Source organism: Isoptericola sp. S6320L (genome assembly GCF_023015685.1).
Lineage (GTDB): Bacteria > Actinomycetota > Actinomycetes > Actinomycetales > Cellulomonadaceae > Isoptericola > Isoptericola halotolerans_A.
This window is the reverse complement of the sequence record NZ_JALKAT010000028.1, coordinates 18,449-35,287: the sequence shown is the minus strand read 5'-3', so window position 1 is coordinate 35,287 and position 16,839 is coordinate 18,449. Positions and strand designations below refer to the sequence as shown.

General features: G+C 75.5%; 12 protein-coding genes and 1 tRNA gene. 9 read left to right on the top strand and 4 right to left on the bottom strand.

Annotated features, from left to right (window positions below; genetic code table 11):
• Positions 1-350: 350 nt before the first annotated feature.
• Positions 351-4,616, top strand: a complete 4,266-nt coding sequence (locus MWU57_RS13880) for a hypothetical protein (protein WP_246909825.1) — start codon at positions 351-353, stop codon at positions 4,614-4,616.
• Positions 4,613-4,834 (top strand): hypothetical protein, encoded by a 222-nt coding sequence (locus MWU57_RS13875; RefSeq protein ID WP_246909823.1) that lies wholly within the window; start codon positions 4,613-4,615, stop codon positions 4,832-4,834. The genes MWU57_RS13880 and MWU57_RS13875 overlap by 4 nt, the downstream gene beginning before the upstream one ends.
• A 21-nt stretch (positions 4,835-4,855) precedes the next feature.
• Here MWU57_RS13875 and mscL read toward each other — a convergent pair whose 3' ends face one another.
• The 3 genes from mscL to MWU57_RS13860 all read right to left on the bottom strand — a co-directional run bounded on the left by mscL (position 4,856) and on the right by MWU57_RS13860 (position 6,427).
• On the bottom strand, positions 4,856-5,251 hold the full coding sequence (gene mscL, locus MWU57_RS13870; RefSeq protein WP_246909819.1) for a large conductance mechanosensitive channel protein MscL: 396 nt from the start codon (positions 5,249-5,251) through the stop codon (positions 4,856-4,858).
• 66 nt (positions 5,252-5,317) lie between these two features.
• Complete coding sequence (locus MWU57_RS13865; protein WP_246909818.1) at positions 5,318-5,968, bottom strand: SAF domain-containing protein; 651 nt, start codon at positions 5,966-5,968, stop codon at positions 5,318-5,320.
• A 93-nt stretch (positions 5,969-6,061) separates the two neighbouring features.
• The gene (locus tag MWU57_RS13860) at positions 6,062-6,427 is read right to left on the bottom strand and encodes an FmdB family zinc ribbon protein (RefSeq protein ID WP_246909816.1); all 366 of its coding nucleotides are present in this window, start codon (positions 6,425-6,427) and stop codon (positions 6,062-6,064) included.
• Positions 6,428-6,613: 186 nt separating this feature from the next.
• On the opposite strand from MWU57_RS13860, the gene MWU57_RS13855 reads away from it, so the two are divergent.
• Positions 6,614-9,160 (top strand): penicillin acylase family protein, encoded by a 2,547-nt coding sequence (locus MWU57_RS13855; protein WP_246909849.1) that lies wholly within the window; start codon positions 6,614-6,616, stop codon positions 9,158-9,160.
• Positions 9,161-9,193: 33 nt separating this feature from the next.
• Here the strand turns inward: MWU57_RS13855 and MWU57_RS13850 are convergent, their stop codons facing one another.
• The gene (locus tag MWU57_RS13850) at positions 9,194-9,850 is read right to left on the bottom strand and encodes a 5-formyltetrahydrofolate cyclo-ligase (RefSeq protein ID WP_106267517.1); all 657 of its coding nucleotides are present in this window, start codon (positions 9,848-9,850) and stop codon (positions 9,194-9,196) included.
• A gap of 65 nt (positions 9,851-9,915) precedes the next feature.
• On the opposite strand from MWU57_RS13850, the gene MWU57_RS13845 reads away from it, so the two are divergent.
• From MWU57_RS13845 to MWU57_RS13820, 6 genes are all read left to right on the top strand, one after another.
• Positions 9,916-10,551 (top strand): GNAT family N-acetyltransferase, encoded by a 636-nt coding sequence (locus MWU57_RS13845; protein ID WP_106267519.1) that lies wholly within the window; start codon positions 9,916-9,918, stop codon positions 10,549-10,551.
• 70 nt (positions 10,552-10,621) lie between these two features.
• Entirely contained in the window at positions 10,622-11,794 is a 1,173-nt protein-coding gene (locus MWU57_RS13840) for a hypothetical protein (RefSeq protein WP_246909814.1), read from the top strand.
• Between the two features lie 81 nt (positions 11,795-11,875).
• Positions 11,876-11,948 (top strand) — tRNA-Ala (locus tag MWU57_RS13835).
• A gap of 549 nt (positions 11,949-12,497) precedes the next feature.
• The gene (locus tag MWU57_RS18475) at positions 12,498-13,541 is read left to right on the top strand and encodes a diguanylate cyclase domain-containing protein (RefSeq protein WP_246909812.1); all 1,044 of its coding nucleotides are present in this window, start codon (positions 12,498-12,500) and stop codon (positions 13,539-13,541) included.
• Positions 13,542-13,639: 98 nt separating this feature from the next.
• Positions 13,640-15,376, top strand: coding sequence for a hypothetical protein (locus MWU57_RS13825; RefSeq protein WP_246909810.1), 1,737 nt, complete (start codon positions 13,640-13,642; stop codon positions 15,374-15,376).
• A 14-nt stretch (positions 15,377-15,390) separates the two neighbouring features.
• Entirely contained in the window at positions 15,391-16,836 is a 1,446-nt protein-coding gene (locus tag MWU57_RS13820) for a family 20 glycosylhydrolase (RefSeq protein WP_246909808.1), read from the top strand.
• Positions 16,837-16,839 lie beyond the last annotated feature (3 nt).

Below are 16,839 nucleotides of genomic sequence, written 5' to 3'. Positions count from 1 at the left end.
CTGCTGGAGCGTAGGCGGACCGCGCCGCGTGCGGCCACCTCTGCGCCGGACGTCGACGGACGTCACAGCCGTGGGAGCGTTCTCGCAGGAAGGCCTACGGAAGGTGCCCGGAGTATTGACTGGTCAGCCGCGCGCGGGGCAGACTGCCTGGTGGCAGCGCGCATCGCCCGCCCCCTGCGCGGTGCGCGCTGTCCTTGACCGGTCTTCCGGTCGGACGCCTCCTCGGACCCCCCGCCGAGGGGGCGTCGACGATTCCCCTCCCGGAGGATCCACGGTCGACCCATGGACGATCCCGGTCGACTCGGCGTGCCCGGCGCCGTCATCACGGCGAGCCGGTCTACCGTGCTGGCGTGAGAGTCCTCCGCCGATCCACAGCCGCGGCCGCGGCCGAGCCCTCGGTCGAGCCGCAGGACGACAACGCGCGCCGACCCTTCGGCCGCGACGACGCCCGCGAGCGCCCCGACGGGAGCGCCCCGGACGCGAGCCCCGACCACCCGAGCACCGACGGCGCCGCCCCGGCCGGCTCGGAGGCGCACGGTGGGCGCGCGGGCCATACCTCGGGCGGCGCGACCACGACGACCCCGCTGGTCGACGCGGTCCGCCGCTGGCGCGCCGGCCTGGCCGAGATGGTGGGCGGCTCCACCCTCACGGACGTCGGGATGCTCGGCGAGGCCGTGGTCGACCTCTCGGCCGCGCACCCGTCGGGCGTCGCCCAGCTCTTCGCCGGCCGCTCCACCCGGTTGTCCAACCTGGTGCGCGAGCCGGGAACCTTCCCGCGGGCACGGCGCCACGCGCGCGCCGTCGTCGTGCGCTCCGCGGAGCACGCCGCCCAGTACGGGCTGGCCCCGACCTCGCTGGCGATCGGCGTGGCGTCCTGGACCGAGCCGGTCGAGGTGGGCGAGACCGCGCAGGACCGCCACCGCGACCTCACCGCGCTCGCCGAGGTGGCCAGCGGCGCCAGCGCGGCGTCCCCCGCGCCCGCCGGGCCGGACTCCGCCGCCTCGCCCGACGACATCGGCTCCGCCTCCGCCGCGTCCCCGGCGGAGCTCGCCCGGGCCGCGCGGGCGGTCGCCGACCACGCGGCGACCGACTCGGCACCGGCCGTGACGACGTCGATCCCCGTGGTGAGCGTGGCACGGCGGCAGAGCCGCCCGGCCCGCCGCCCGACGCCGCCCGACGAGGTCACGCCTGGCACACGGACGGTGCACGTGCCGATCCTGCTGCGGCCGGTGACCCTGGCCCCGCGGGGCGACGGCGAGACGGACTACGACCTGACGCTGGGCCCGACGGCGGAGATCAACCCGGTCCTGGCCCGCACCCTGCGCGCCCGGGGGGTCCGGGAGGACCTGGGTGCGCTCGCCCAGGCGTCCTTCACTGCCGCGGGCTTCGACCCCGACGACGTGCTCGACCGGGTCGCCGCGCTCGGCGCCGAGCACCTGGCCGACTTCCGTTGGGAGAAGCGGGTCCTGGTCGGCACCTTCGTGCACCCCGGCCAGGCCCTCGTCGACGACCTGGACGAGGTCGCCCCGGCGCTCGGCCGGCACGAGCTGGTGGCGGCGCTCGCGGGCGCGGACCAGGCCGTGGCGCGCGTGTCGACGGCAGAGCTCCCCGCGCCGCGCCGAGGCGACGCGGACCCGGCCCGTGAGCGCGGCGTCGGCGACCTGGACCCGTACCAGCGCCACGTGGTGGACGTCCTGGGCACCGGGCAGCACTTCTTCGTCGACGCGCCCCTCGGTGCGGACGTCGCCGGGACGCTCGCCGCCGTGGTCACCGAGGCGGCCGCCGCCGGGCGGTCGGTGCTGTACGTGACCGGTCATCGCCGTGCCGCCGACCGGCTGGCGCAGCGCCTCGACGAGCTCGGGCTGGACGGTCTCTCGCTCGACGTCACCCCACGCCAGACCTGGCGCGAGGACATGGCCGAGCGGCTGCTCTCCGCGATGGCCACGGAGCCGGAGGCCGTGGACGCCTCGGCGGCGGCGCAGGTGCGCGACGCGCTGATCGGCGCGCGGGCACAGCTCACGGGCTACATCGACGCGTTGCACGCCCGCCGGGAGCCGTGGGGGGTCTCCGCCTACGACGCGCTGCAGGAGCTGGCGCGCCTCACCTCGGAGCGCCCGGCACCGTCGACGTCGGTGCGCCTGGACGCGCGCACGGCCGTCGCCCTCGACGGGGACGCCCGACGGCGGTTCGCGGCAGAGCTGGAGCGCGCGGCCGCGCTCGGCGCGTTCACCCTCCGACCGTCCTCGACGGCGTGGTTCGGCGCGCACCTGACCAGCATGGACGAGGCGCGTGACGCCCTGGCGCGCGTGCGGCGTCTCAAGGAGGCCACGCTGCCGCAGCTGCGCCGTCAGATCGCGTACACGGGTGAGGTGACGGGCCTGGAGGCGCCCGCCACGATCAACGAGTGGGGCACGCAGCTCGCGATGCTCTCCGGGATGCGCAGCACGCTGGACGTGTTCCACCCGATGGTGTTCGAGCGCACCGCGACGGACCTGGTGCAGGCGACGGCGACGCGCCGGTGGCGCACGGAGCACGGCGTCGAGATGGGTTGGTTCACGCGCCGGCGGCTGCGCAAGCGGGCCCGCGACATGGTCCGGCCGGGCGTGCGGGTGCCGCACCTGCACACGGCGCTCATCGAGGTGGCCGAGCAGCGCGACGTGTGGGCCGAGCACTCGCCCCGGGGCGGGTGGCCGACGCTGCCCGAGGGGCTGGCCACCATCGAGGACACCTACGAGGCGGTGCGCATCGACCTCACCGCGCTCGAGCCCGTGCTGGGCCCGACGGTGCACGGTGCCCGGCTGCTCGACCTGGACCTGGACGCGCTCGCCGAGCGGTTGCACCAGCTCGCCCAGGACCCGCAGGCCCTGGAGACGCTGCCCGAGCGCACCAACCTTCTCCGGCGGGCCCGGGAGGCCGGCCTGGGGGAGCTGGTGGACGAGCTCACCTCGCGCCGGGTCGACGCCGGCCAGGTGGCCGCCGAGCTGGACCTCGCGTGGTGGACCAGCGTGTTCGAGCAGATCCTCGGCGGCGACCAGACCCTCGCGGGCCAGGACGGCGCCGGGCTGGACGCGCTGGCGCGCCGGTTCCGCGACCTGGACGCCCGGCACCTCGCCGCTCTCTCGCAGCCGGCGCGGGTGGCCGCCCGTGCGCACCTCGGGACGGCGATGCGCGAGGACCGTGCCGGGTCCGAGGCGCTGTTCGCCGAGCTCATCGAGGGCCGGATGACCTCTTTGCGCGACCTCGTCGAGAGCTACGGCGACGTGGCGCGGCGGCTGCGGCCCGTGGTCCTGGCGACGCCCACGCTGGTGCCGCACCTGCTGCCCACGCACCGCACGGTCGACCTGGTGGTGCTCGACGCCGTCCAGCACGTCCCGATCGAGGTCGTCGTCACCTGCCTGGCCCGCGGCCGGCAGGTCGTCGTCGTCGGTGACCCCCGCACGGCGTCGGGCACGAGCGTGCGCGAGCTGTCGCAGCTGCTGCCCACGGTGACCCTGCAGCCCCGCGAGAACCGCCGCGACCCGGAGCTCACGCGGCTGCTCGCGGCGCACGGCTACGAGGGCCTGCTGCGGCCCGCCCCGCTGCCGCGGCCGGAGGCGCTCGTCCAGCTCGACGTGGTGGACGGCACGGGCATGCCGGACCCGACCTCCGGGGCCGTCGAGAGCACGCGGGCCGAGGTGGACCGCGTCGTCGAGGTGTCCATCGAGCACGCACTGACCCGACCCGAGGAGGCCCTGGGCATCGTCACGGTCACCGCCGCGCACGCGGACCGGATCCGCGAGGCGTTGCTGGCCGAGGTGCGCGCCAACCCGGCGCTCGCCCCGTTCTTCTCCGGACGGCGCGCCGAGCCCGTGGTCGTCGCCGACATCACGGGGGTGGCCGGGCTCTCGCGCGACACGATCCTGCTCTCGCTCGGCTTCGGCCGGACGCCGCACGGGCGCGTGCTGCACCGGTTCGGCGTCCTCGGGGACGACGGCGGGGCGGCGATGCTGCTGGGCGCGCTCGGTGCGACGCGGCGTCGCCTGCACGTGGTGTCCTGCTTCCCGGCGGACGCCCTCGACCCGGACCGCCTGCGGGGCGCCGGACCGCGGCTGCTGCGCGACGTCCTCGAGCTGGCCGAGCGGCGCTCGGGCGTCGCGGACCAGGTGGAGCTGGGCAACGGGATCGACGCGGGCCGCGTGCCGGACCGCCTCCTGATGGACCTGGGCGAACGGCTGTGGCGGCTGGGCTACCTCGTCGAGACCGACTACGGCACCGGCGACGGCGACCGGATCCCGCTGGTGGTGGGCCACCCGGACCTGCCGGGCGAGCTGCTGGTGGCGGTGCTCACCGACGACGCCGAGTACGTGGCCGAGCCGTCCGTGCGGGTCCGTGACCGGCAGCTGGCCCAGCGTCTCGAGGGCCTCGGCTGGACCGTCGCGCAGGTGTGGTCGGCGGCGGCGTTCCTGGACCCGGAGGGCGAGGCGGACCGCGTGCGCCGGCTGGTGCAGCAGGTTCGTGACGACCGGGTCGGGACCCCCGGCGGCGTGCCGGTGCCGCCCGAGGTCGTGGTGCCGGTGCTGGCCGACGACGAGCCGGACGAGGTCGTCAAGGACCCGCGGGAGACAATGGGGCCGTGACGCCCTCCGACGAGACCCCGCACAGGGACACGACGGCCCCCGCGAGCCCGGGGACACCGGACCGGCCGGACGCGCCCCGAACGGGTCGGCGCGGTCCGCGGCGCGCCGTGCGCCGGGGCAGCGAGCGCGAGACCGTGTGGGGGGCCACCACCGACGACGAGGGTGGCCACGACTCGAACGACGAGCGCCTGCGCCGGGACGTGCCGCCGCACTGGTGACCCGTCCCGGCGCGGGCCAGGTCAGGGCCGGCGGGCCTGCACGGCGAGCAGGTCGCGGATCTCGGTGAGCAGAGCGAGGTCCGCCTCCGGCTCCTCGGCGACCTCGTCCTCGACCCGGCGGCGGCGTTCGGCGAGCTTGTTCATCGGCATGACGACGAGGAAGTAGAGCGCGACGGCGACCAGCAGGAAGTTCAGCACGGCCTGCAAGACGATGCCGATGCTGAACATCGCGCCGTTGACCTCGAACGACCACACCCCGGAGATGTCGGGCTGGCCGAACACCGCCGCGATGAGCGGGTTGAGCAGGCCGTCCATGAGGCCGGTGACGACGCCGGCGAACGCGGCCCCGATGGCGAGCCCGACGGCGAGGTCGACGACGTTGCCCCGCAGGATGAAGGTCTTGAATCCGGCCAGCATGCTTGGTGTGTCCTCCCGAGGTGGGGGAGCGCGTGTCGCTCCCGCCGGACCAGGGTACGAGCACGCTCACGGGACGAGCACGGCGGCGACGGCGCCCCACCCGGCCGCGGCCGACACGGCGGCCGCCTCGTCCGGATCCACCGCCACCAGCGTCACGGCGGCGTCCGCGGTGGCGGGTGCCGCCGAGCCGAGCAGGCCGCCCGCGCCCGGTGCGCCGTCGTCGGCGGGGAGCCGCGGCAGGACGAGCGCCCGCCGCGCGAGGCGGTCGGCGGCGTCGTCGGTGCCGAGCAGGTCGACCCGGTCGCCGGGGCGCAGCCACGCGGCTTCGGTCAGCCGCACACCGACGACGACCGTGCCCTCGGGCGCCCGGTCGGCCAGGCCGCCGCCCGGGACCAGGTCGGCGTGCACGGGGATGCCGGGGGCGAGGTCGACGGCGGGGGAGCGGCCGACGGCGTCGGCCGGGTCGGTCAGCAGGCCGTCGGGCGCGAGCTCGGCCGCCACCGTGGCCGTGCCGAGGTCGGCCGCGCGCAAGGGCTCGCCCGCCGGCACCTCCCGGGCGGTGACGACCACCTCGCGGGTGGGCGGCGCCTCGGGCCGCACCGCGTGGACGGTCGCGCCGGCCGCCAGGCCGCAGCACAGGGCGGCGACGACGAACCGGCCGCGCCAGACGACGGTACGCGCGAGACGAGCCAGGCGGGAGGTGGTGGAGGGCTCCATGCCGGGCACGCTAGGGCCGGCGAGCCGGCAGCAGCGGCGCCGTGGCGCCCGTCGGTGGACGACCTCGGCCGGGGGTGGCCTCGGCCGGCCGGGTCAGGCGGAGGCGGCCTTCGACGAGCTGCCGCTGGAGCCGGACCCCGACGCGCCGGACGAGCCCGACGAACCGGAACCCGACGTGCTCGAGCCCGACGAGCTCGAGGACGAACCCTTGTCGGAGCCGCCGGACTTCTTGGCGGACGAGCCCGAGTCGCCGGACGACGAGCCGCCGGAGCTCTTGGCGCCGCTGCGCGAGTCGGTCCGGTAGAAGCCGGAGCCCTTGAACGTCACGCCCACCGAGCCGTACTGCTTGCGCAGCCGTCCGGAGCACTCGGGGCAGACGGTCAGCGAGTCGTCGGTGAACGCCTGGTGGATGTCGAAGGCGTGGCCGCAGTCGGCGCACCGGTAGGCGTAGGTGGGCACGGGGTTCTCCTCGTCGGGCTGGCACTCAGATGATGCGAGTGCCAATCATACGCGGACGGTAGTCTCGCCTGCGTGTCAGCGAGCGACCTCCCCTCAGCGAACGAGCCCGACGAGACCCCCACGACGGAGGACACCGGCGAGGACGAGACCGCCCCGGCGCCCCGCTCGCGCCTGCGCCGGACGGCGGTGGGGGTCGCGGTCGTCGTGGCGCTCGCCCTCGTCGCGACCGTGACGTTCACCGTCGTCACGGTCCGCAAGCCGCTGCCGGAGACCTCCGGGACCCAGAACGTCCCCGGTCTCACCGGGGAGGTCACCGTCCACCGGGACGAGCAGGGCGTGCCGCAGGTGTACGCCTCGACCGCGGAGGACCTCTTCGCCGCCCAGGGCTACCTCCACGCCCAGGAACGGTTCTTCGAGATGGACTACCGCCGCCACGTCACGGCCGGGAGGCTCGCCGAGCTCGTCGGTGACGTCCCCACCGCGATCGACGCGGACAAGGTCATCCGCACCTTCGGCTGGCGCGAGGTGGCCGAGCAGGAGTGGAACCTCATCTCGCCGGAGTCGCGCAGCTACCTGCAGGCGTACGCGCAAGGGGTGAACGCCTACCTCGCCGACCGCAGCCCGGACCAGATCGCCCTCGAGTACACGGTGCTCGGCGCCACGGTCGACGTCGCGGCCCCGGCCCCCTGGGACCCGGTCGACTCGCTCGCGTGGCTCAAGGCGATGGCCTGGGACCTGCGCGGCAACTACGACGACGAGCTCGACCGGGCGCTCGCGTACGGCGCGCTGGAGGACGTCGAGCTCGTGGACGAGCTCTTCCCGAGCTTCGCCGAGGGCGGCAACACCCCGATCCTGGCCGAGAGCGACCTCGTCCGGGAGAGCGGGCGTCAGGGCTCGCGCACCGCGCCGACCGACATGGCCTGGGGCAGCGGGGCCCTCGACGGTGCCGTCGCCTCCGCCGCCACGGCGCTGGACGCGGTCCCCGTGCTCGTCGGCACCGGTGACGGCGCCGGGTCCAACTCGTGGGTCGTCTCCGGCGACCTCACGGAGTCGGGCGCGCCGATCCTCGCCAACGACCCGCACCTCGCGCTGGACGTGCCGAGCCTGTGGTCCCAGGTGGGCCTGCACTGCGAGCAGGTGTCGCAGGAGTGCCCGTTCGACGTGGCCGGCTTCTCGTTCGCGGGCTTCCCGGGAGTGATCATCGGCCACAACGCCGAGCTCGCCTGGGGGCTGACGAACATGGGCGCGGACGTGACCGACTTCTTCGTCGAGCGCGTGCGCGACGACACCTGGCTGCGCGACGCGGACGCCGAGGAGTGGGTGCCCATGGACGTCCGCACCGAGACGATCCGGGTCGCGGGCGCTGCGCCCGTCGAGCTGGAGGTGCGCTCGACCGACCACGGGCCGGTGGTGTCCTCGGTGCTCGACGTGGGCGCCGTCGTCGGCTCCCCGACGGAGGTGGGCACCGACTTCGGCGAGTACGCGGTGTCGCTGGCCTGGACCGCGCTCGAGCCGGGCCGGACGGCGGACGCCATCTTCGCGATGAGCACGGCGGCCGACGCCGACGACGTCCAGGCGGCGGCCGCGCTGTTCGACGTGCCCGCCCAGAACATCGTGTTCGCCACGACCGACGGGCACATCGGCTACCAGGCGCCGGGCCGCATCCCGGAACGGCGGCGGGTAGCCGGGCCGGTTCCGGCCGACGGCACCTGGCCGCGGCCCGGCTGGGACCCCCGCTACGAGTGGCAGGGCTGGGTCGACGCGGAGGAGATGCCGCGGGCGCTGGATCCCGAGGAGGGGTTCATCGTCGCGGCGAACCAGGCGGTGCTGCCCCGCGGCGTCGGGCCGGACCTCTCGCGCGACTGGGACCACGGGTTCCGCTCCGAGCGCATCCGGGGGCTGATCACGGAGCAGGTCGCCGCCGGGCGGCCCTTCACCGTCGCGGACATGAACGCCCTGCAGAACGACGACTGGTCGCCGTTCGCCGCCGCGCTCGTGCCCGTGCTGCTCGACGTCGAGGTCGAGGACCCGTACGACGCGGCTGGCCAGGAGCTGCTGGCCGGGTGGGACTACACCACGGGGACCGACTCGGCGGCCGCCGCCTACTTCAGCGCGGTGTGGCGCAACCTGCTCCGCACCACCTTCTGGGACGACGTGCCGGTGGGCATGCGGCCCACCGGCGGGTCCCGCTGGCTCGTCGTGGTCCGCGACATGCTCGAGCGCCCGGAGGACCCGTTCTGGGACGACCGTTCGACGGTCAACGTGGTCGAGACCCGCGACGAGGCGCTCACCCAGGCGCTGGTGACCGCGCGCGGCGACCTCACCGTGGAGCTCTCCAAGGACGCCTCGGAGTGGCGGTGGGGCGCCCTGCACACGCTGGCGCTGGAGCACCCGGTGATCGGCGGGGAGTCCGTGCCGGCGCTGGTGCGCGACTACGTCAACCCGCGGCCGGTGGAGATGCCCGGCGGCAGCTCGATCGTCAACGCGACGTCGTGGGACGCCTCGACGGGGAGCTTCCGGGTGACCACGGGCCCCTCGATGCGGATGGTCGTGGACCTGGGCGACCTGGACGCCTCGACCTGGGTGACGGTGACCGGGACGTCGGGCCACCCGGCCTCGTCGCACTACACCGACCAGCTCTCGGCCTGGGCCGCGGGGGAGACGTTCCCCTGGCCGTTCAGCCGCCCGGCCGTCGAGGAGGCGGCACAGGACACCGCCACCCTGGTGCCGTAGGCCCGGACCCGGGCCCGCTGCCGCTCCCGCCGACTACGCCGCCGGGAGCGGCAGCCAGCCGTCCGGGGTCGCGACGGCATGGATCGCGACGTCGTGCTTCAGCACCGGCAGCGGTCGTTCGACGGCGTCGTAGAGCTCCTCCGGGAACACCATGGCGATGGACCGCACGCCGGGGCGCACCTGCTTGAGCGCGCGGTCGTACCAGCCGCCGCCCTGTCCGAGCCGGGTCCCGCTGGTGTCGACGGCGAGGGCCGGCGCGATGACGACGTCGGCCTGCGTGATGACCTCCGCCCCGAGGTTGGGTCCGCCGGGCTCCGGCGGCCGGCCCGGGGCGCGCTCGAGGAGGTCGTCCGGTCCCGTGTAGTCCGCCCAGTCGCGGGCCAGGCCCGCACCGAGCACGGGCAGGAGCACCCGTGCCCCGCGCTCGGCGAGCAGCTCCAGCAGCGGCAGGGTGCCGGGTTCCGTGGGCCGGGCGGCGTAGGCGACGACGACGGACGCCTCCTGCACGGCGGGGACCCCGGCGACGACCTCGGCGAACGCCTCCGCCGCCTGGTCGCGCAGCCGCTGGGAGCGTTCGGTGCGGTGGTGGCGGATCGCGCGCCGCAGCTCGTCCTTGGCGTCTTCGGGTTCCATCCCCGCGACGACCGGGTACGGCTGATGCGCTGTCGAGGCCTTGAGGTCGCCGTGCATGTCCTTATTGTGGCAGGGTCCGGTGCCACGGGGACCCGGCGCGCCGGGTGGACGAGGGAACCGGGATGAACGATGCGAAGAGGTGGGCGGTGACCAGGCCCTGGCCGGTCACGCTCCGGGAGGACACGCCGTCGGGCGCGGTGGTGCTGCGCCCGCTGCGACGCCGGGACGGCGGCGAGTGGATGCGGCTCCGTCAGCTCAACGCGTCCTGGTTGCGGGCCTGGGAGGCGACCACCCCGGGGGAGCGGCCCGAGGCGACGTCGTTCGGCGACTACGTGCGGGCGCTCAGCGCGCAGGCGCGGGCGGGCACCACCCTGCCGTTCGTCGTGGAGCTCGACGGGGCGCTCGTCGGCCAGCTCACCGTGTCCTCGATCCAGTACGGCTCCCTGTGCTCGGCGAGCATCGGCTACTGGGTGGCGCGCGAGTACGCGGGCCGCGGCATCGTGCCGACCTCGGTGGCGATGGCCACCGACTACTGCTTCCTGGTGCTAGGGCTCCACCGCATGGAGATCAACATCCGCCCCGAGAACGCGGCGAGCCTGCGGGTCGTGGAGAAGCTCGGCTTCCGCGACGAGGGCCTGCGCGAGCGCTACCTCCACATCCAGGGCGACTGGCGCGACCACCGGACCTTCGCGCTCACCACCGAGGACGTGCCCGGCGGGCTGCTGGCGCGGTGGCAGCAGGCGCGCGACGGCGCCTGAACGGGTCAGGTCGCGGACACGCCGCCGCGCGGTGCGGGACGCCTCGCCCCGCCTCGCCTACCGTCGGCGTGTGGAGACGTCGCCGGCAGGACTCGCAGCCCTCGCGCTGTTCGTGCTGTGGCTGGGCTACTGGGTCCCGCAGCGGTTGCGCCACCGTCAGCAGCTCATCGACGCGCAGATCGACGACCGCTTCTCCGGCGGGCTGCGCGTCCTCGCCGTGGCGGACGGGGACGTGGCGGGTGGAGCTCGGCCAGGACGACGACGGAAGGAGCGTGCGATGCGACAGGACCGCGACGACATCGCGCCGGTGACCGGCAGCGTGCCGCTCGTGGGCGCACGGACCTCTGGGCCGCCGTCGGGCGCCACGCCGCGGGTGCGGACCCAGCGGCTGGCCGTGCTGGAGCGCCGGGCGGCGCGAGCACGCCGTCGCCTGGTGGTGACCCTGGTGCTCGCGCTCGTCACCGCCGGGGCGTGGGTCGCCGTCGGACTCGGGTACCTGCTGTGGTGGGGTGCGGCCGTCCCGTCGGCGGTGCTCGCCGTCGTGCTCCTGCTGGGCCGCTTCGCCGTGCTCGCGGCGCGGCGCTCGGACGCGCGCTGGCGTGCCGAGCGCCGGGCGGAGCAGCAGCGCGCGACCCAGCAGCGGACCCTGGCGCACGGTGGGCCGTACGCCCCGCGCAACCGGGCGCGGATCACCGGGCGCGCCGTGCACCCCTCCGACACCAGCACCCGGATGATCCCGCGCGTGCAGCCTGCCGCGCAGCCTGCTCCGGTTGCCGACGCGCCCGTCACCCCGGCCGGGCGCGGAGCGACCTCGCGGGAGCCGACGGCGTCGGCGAGCGCGCGGACCGCCGGCGACGGCGCCGGCGAGAGCGACGACACGGAGCGTGCGCCGGCGATGTCCCACCGGGCGCCCGCGGGCACGACGGAGCAGCCGGTGGGCGGCGAGCCGTGGGAGCCGGTGCCCGTGCCGCTGCCCACGTACGTCACCAAGCCCGCGGCGCCACGCCGTGAGCAGGCGACAACGGTGCCGACGCACGAGACGCGTGACGTCGAGCCGCCGGAGCCGGTGCGCGAGGGCGGACCGGCCGTCGCGTCGTCGGCGGCGTCGCCCCCGGTCGCCCCGGCGGGTGCGGCGCGCGACCCGCAGGACGCCTCGCTCACCGCCGACGAGCCCCGCCCGCGCACCGAGACGCTCGGGCTGCCGCTCGAACAGATCCTGGCGCGTCGCCGCGCTGCCGGCTGAGAGTCGGGCGTCGGCTCGTCCGGCCGGCGGTGCGATTTGGTCAGGAGCCGTGGCGGGGTGTTAATCTTGCTACCGCTCCACGGGGCTATGGCGCAGTTGGTAGCGCGTCTCGTTCGCAATGAGAAGGTCGGGGGTTCGAATCCCCCTAGCTCCACCCGCAGAAGGCCCGGAACCGCCAAGGTTCCGGGCCTTCGTCGTTGTCGAGGGGGTGGCGGCGCTCTGCCTGCGCCTGAGTGATCAGGGCGTGGGGCGGCGCTCGGCCGGTCTGGGGACGTTCCGCCGGACCGCATGGGGGGCAGGTCCGGCGGAACGTCTGGGAAGAACGTATCGACGGGTGCTCAGGGGCTCCTTGGCGGAACCTCAGGACTCCGTCAAGGTGTGCCGCAGGGGGTGGCGCCGACGCTCTCGGGCTGCTTGCGGTCCGGGTTCCGTGCGGCGCTCGCGTCCGGCGCGGCGTCCTCGGACATGTCGGCGCCCCGCCGGGCGGAGACGGGGGATAACGCCCGGCGAGGCGTCTGCTGTCAAGCTATCGGCGCAGTCTCAGGGTCACCGCGACGCTGCCTCAGGGCCTCCTCAGGATCCGCCGAACGCCAGCCCGGGGGCCGGTGTCCGGGCGGTGAACAGCGTGAACGACGGCCGAACAGCTCCGGTCGATATCGCTCAGGCCCGGCATGTCGGGCACCGGGTGCGCCAAGGTGGCCCCGTGCATGACGAGATCACCGAGGTGGCCCGGCACCGGCAGGTCCGTGGAGGCACCCGACTCGCGGGCGTCGCGTCCGACCTGGCGCGCCCCGTCGACGTCGTCGGCTCGACGATGCCCGTGGGACAGCTCGAGGTGATGTTCCGCAACCCTGACGTGAGCTGCGTCGTGGTCGCCGACGACGAGTCCGGCCGGGCGGGGATCGTCATGCGGTCCGGGCTCACGGCCGCGCTGACGGGGCGGCTCGGCTACGGGCGCGCCGTCCTCGAGCGCAAGCCGACGTCCGCGGTCACCGACTGGTCGCCGATGGTGGTGCACCCGCAGGACCCGGTGTCCTCCGTGGCGACGCGCGCGATGGAACGCACGGACGCCCACCGCTACGACGACGTGCTGGTGGCCGCCGACCGGTGGCTCAGCGCCGGGACGGCCGACCTGATGCGCGCGCTCGTCGCCGCGCTGGCCGAGCGGTCCACGCACGACCCGCAGACCCGGTTGCCCACCCGGGCGGCCACCTGGCACTCGTTGGCGCGCCGTTGCGAGCTGGTGCAGGGCTCCCGGACCCGGGTCGTGCTGGTGCTGCTGGACGTGCACGGCATGTCCAGGCTCAACGCCCGCCACGGCTACACGACGGGAGACACGGTGCTCGTCGAGCTCGCGAGCCGCCTCGTCGGCGGGCTGCCGCGCGGTTGCGAGGCCGGGCGGGTCGACGGCGACCGGTTCGCCGTGCTCGCGACGCTGCCGCCGATGGACGACATCCAGGCCGCCGCGTCCGCCGACCACCTGCGTCGCCACGTGCTCGCCAACCTGGCCGAGCCGACCGGCGCCGTCGACGTCCTGGTGTGGCCGGAGCTGCGCTCGTCGGTCGTCTGGTCGGTGACGGGCGCCGCCGTCGCGGAGGAGCTCGTCCGCGAGGCCGAGTCCCGGCTCGCCCGGTCCCCGGGAGCGGCACCGGTCCCGGAGCCCTCCCGCCGCGCGGTGCCCGACGAGCAGCCGCCCGGCCCGGCGCCAGTCGGCGACGCCGTGCTCCCGCTGCGCCGGGTCGGTTGACGGGGAGGCGGAGCGGGGCATCGACCTTCCGCCCGGAATGCGCGAGGATGGAGCCCGTGCGTGTACGGAACGCCCGATTCGTCCTTCCTGTTGTCTGCGTGGCCGCGTTCGTCGCGGGCTGCGGCCCCGACGACCCGTCTCCCGACCCTGCTGACGGCCCGGCCGTGCAGACGGTGGTCTCCCCGCCGCCGGCCCACACCCTGCTGCTCGGCGCCGAGGACCCCGCCGAGCTCGCGCTGACCACCAGTCAGCAGATCTACGACCGCTCCCCGGTGGCGGTCGTCGCCGGCGGCGGCACACCGGACGGCGGCGACGCGCCAGACGGTGGCACGCCAGGCGGCGGTGCGCCGAAGGGCGGCGAGGCGTCCGACGACGGCGCCTCCGACGGTGCCTCCGACGGTGCCTCCGACGGTGGCGCAGCGGTGCGGGCGGCGCAGGCCTCGGCCGCCGAGACGCTCGGTGCTCCCGCCCTGGTGGTCGGCGGCGCGGTCTCCGCCCACGGTGTGGCTGACGAGCTGGACCGGCTGGGCGTGCAGGTCGCCGTGGTCGTGAGCCCGGAGTCGCCCGGCGCGGGTGTGGCCGAGGGTGCGGGAGGCGCCGGAGAGCGCGTCGATGGCGACGACGCGGAGAGCGATTCGTGGTCCGACGACGGCGCCGCGGTGCCCGACGCGTTGAGCGGGGCCGAGCAGGCCGCCGCGACGGCGGGTGCCGACGTCGTGCACCTGCGGGTCAGCGCACTGCCGGACACCGGCGACGAGGAGCCGGGGGCGCTGAGCGCGGCCGAGGCGGCGAGCCTGCAGGACGACGTGGACGCGGTGCTCGCGAGCGACCCGTCGTCGCCCGCGCCGCAGGACCCGGCCGAGGTGCGGTTGCGGGAGGTGCTGGCGCTGACGGACCCGCAGCCCGGCCAGGAGGCGGCGATCGCTACCTTGCGCGCCGCCGGGGCCGTCGACCACGAGGTGCCCGGGGGCGACATCGCGGCCTCGCCGGAGTCGATCGCGGAGATCGACCTGGCGCAGGCGCTCGCCGTGGTGGGGGTGGGTCCGACGTTCGGGGACGCCGCCGACTTCGCGTGGCGGGTCGAGGCGGCCGAGCGGGGCGACCTGCTGCCCACCGGCACGCAGCAGCTGCTCCCGGCGCGCTACGTGACCACGGAGGCCGAGGCGTGGGAGGAGCCGGACGACGTGACGGCACGGGCCGCCGTCGCGGCCGAGGCGTACGCGGGGCTGGGCGACGGGCCCGTGGTGCCGACCGTCGTCGTGCAGGCCGGTGCGGCGCAGGGGCGTCCTGCGGAGGAACGCCTCGCCGAGCTCGCACCCTTGATCGCCGCGGCGCGGGAGGCGGGCCAGTACGTGGTGCTCGACGTCGCCGCGGGCGACTCGGCGCTGCTGGACGAGGTGAAGCCGCTGGAGGAGCTGCTCGCACGCCCGGGGGTCGGGGTGGCGCTGCACCCGGAGGACCGGGTGTCCGACGGCGTGCTGCCGCCGCAGCAGGTGTCGGTGGACGAGGTCGAGGCCGTCATCACCTATATTGAAGGGGTGGTTACTAATCACGGTCTGCCCCCGACGACGGTGGTCGTGCACCAGACGCGACCGGAGTCCGTGGTCGGCCGTGAACGCCTCGCCGACGTGGCCGCCGCCACGGACGCGGTCGAGATCGTCCTCGCCGCGGACCGTACCGGCGGGCCGACCACGGGCGAATGGGTGTGGAACCGCGTGTCCGACGACGTCCCCGACGGGGTGCACACCGGCTGGGCGGGACCGACCTACCTCCCCGACCAGGCGGCCGACCTCGTCCCCACGGACCCGGCGCCGCTGTTCGTCGCCGGGCCCTGACCAGGAGAACCCGCATGCTTCCCCTCATCCCGTGGCCCACCGAGGTCACGCAGCCCGCCGCACCCGCCCTCGAGCTGGCGGCCGTGCGCATCGACGCGCCCGACGCGGCGCTGGCCGAGCTCGTCGCCGAACAGCTCGCGGCCGCCGGGGTCCCCGTCGCCGAGACCGACGCCGTGCCGTTCACGCTGCGCCTCGACGAGGCGGCAGGTCCGGAGGGCTCGGACAGCCCCGAGCGCTACACGCTGCAGGTGGGGGGCGGCGCGATCAGCGCCACCGCCGCCGAGCCGGTGGGCCTGCTGCACGCCGCGCGCAGCCTGCGCCAGCTCGTGGTGCGCGCCGCCGACGGCGCCCCGGCCGGGACGCACCCGACCGTCCCCGCCGTCGTCGTCCACGACGCTCCCCGCTTCCGCTGGCGCGGGCTGAGCTTCGACGTCGTGCGCCACTGGTTCGGTCCCGACGACATCCGCGCCGTGATCGACCTCGTGGCCGCGTTCAAGTTCCGCGTGCTGCACCTGCACCTCACGGACGACCAGGGCTGGCGCATCGAGATCCCGTCGCGCCCCGAGCTGGAGAAGGCGTCCGACAACCAGGTGGGCGGCGGCTCGGCCGGCTACCTGACCGTCGAGGACTACCGGGACCTGCAGGCGTACGCCGCGGCGCGCCACGTGACGATCGTGCCGGAGTTCGACATGCCCGGGCACGTGAACGCCGCCACGCACGTCTACGGCGGGCTGACCAGCGACGGCGTCGCCACCGACGCCTACGACGGCATCGAGGTCGGCTTCTCGCGGCTCTGGTTCGACAACCCCGCCACGGAGCCGTTCGTGCGCGACGTCGTCGGCGACCTCGCGCGCATGACCGACGGCGCGTGGGTGCACGTGGGCGGCGACGAGGTGCTCACCATGGAGCGCGACGAGTTCGCGCGGTTCGTGGACCTGGCGCAGCGCATCGTGCGCGAGCACGGCAAGACGCCGATCTTCTGGCAGGAGGGTGCGCGCGGCCCCGTGGAGCCCGGCACGCTGCTGCAGTACTGGGAGCCGAAGGGCGCGGACCTCGACCGCTTCGTGGCAGCGGCGCAGGCCGGTGCCCGGTTCATCATGTCGCCCGGGGACCACGCCTACCTCGACATGAAGTACACCGCCGAGCACCCGCTGGGCCTGCAGTGGGCGGGCTTCGTGGAGCTGCGGGACTCCTACGAGTGGGAGCCCACGGCGGTGATCGCCGGTCTCCCCGCCGAGGCCGTGGAGGGTGTCTCCGCCGCGGTGTGGACCGAGACGCTGACCACCCGCGACGAGCTGTTCTCCATGCTGCTCCCGCGGCTCGGTGCCGTGGCCGAGGTGGCCTGGACCGCCGCGGACGCCAAGGACTTCGACGGGTTCACGAGGCGGACGGCGGCGCAGGCGCCGGCGTGGCGCTCGGCCGGGTGGGCGTACCACCCGACGCCGCAGGTGGCCTGGTAGCCC